General features: G+C 68.7%; 1 protein-coding gene. It reads left to right on the top strand.

The features are described 5' to 3' along the window. Window positions 1-60: 60 nt before the first annotated feature. A partial coding sequence (locus FLX08_RS39930; RefSeq protein WP_341874382.1) for an extracellular catalytic domain type 1 short-chain-length polyhydroxyalkanoate depolymerase occupies window positions 61-966 on the top strand: 906 nt, incomplete at its 3' end.

The following is a 966-nucleotide window of genomic DNA, read 5'->3' as shown; positions in this document are numbered from 1 at the left end:
GTGAAACGAAGGCTCAGAGTCTTACTGGCGGCCGCCGCCTTGCCTTTGATGGTGGCGGGCATGCTCCTGGGGATCCGGCCCGCCGCGGCGGCCTCGCTGACCCGGATCACCGGCTTCGGCGCCAACCCCACGAACCTGAACATGTACCTCTACGTGCCCGACCGCGTCGCGGCACGCCCGGCCCTGCTGGTCCTGGTCCACTACTGCAGCGGCTCGGCCTCCGCGATCTTCAACGGCAACGGCCACGACTACGTCACCGCCGCCGACCGCTACGGCTACATCATCGTGCTCCCCGAAGCCACCCGCAGCGAAAAATGCTTCGACGTGTCCACCCCCGCCGCCCTGCGCCGCGACGGCGGCAGCGACTCCGCCGGCATCATGGCCATGGTCGCCTACACCCGCCAGCGCTACAACGTCGACCCCGCCCGCATCGTCGTCAGCGGCTTTTCCTCCGGCGCGATGATGACCAACGTCCTGGCCGCCCAATACCCCGACGTGTTCTCCGCCGCCTCCGCCTTCTCCGGCGTCCCCGCCGGCTGCTTCGCCACCACCAACGGCTCACTGTGGAACAGCCAGTGCTCCGGCGGCCAGCTCATCAAAACCGCCCAGCAATGGGGCGACCAGGCCCGCGCCATGTACCCCGGCTACACCGGCCGCTACCCCCGCATCCAGCTCTGGCACGGCACCACCGACACCACACTCGCCTACCCCAACTACGGCGAAGAGATCAAGCAGTGGACCAACCTGCACGGACTCAGCCAGACCCCCGCCTTCACCGACCACCCGCAATCGTCGTGGACCCGCACCCGCTACGGCGCCACCGGCACCCAGGCCACCATCGAAGGCATCAGCATCTCCGGCGTCGGCCACCAACTCCCCATGAACGGCCAGCTCGCCTACGCCATCTCCTTCCTCGGCCTCGACGGCACCACCACACCCTCCCCCTCACCCAGCCCATCACCGAGC

It is taken from the genome of Microbispora hainanensis (genome assembly GCF_006874475.1).
In the GTDB taxonomy this organism is placed as follows: Bacteria; Actinomycetota; Actinomycetes; order Streptosporangiales; family Streptosporangiaceae; genus Microbispora; species Microbispora hainanensis.
This window is presented reverse-complemented; position numbering and strand designations above follow the sequence as displayed.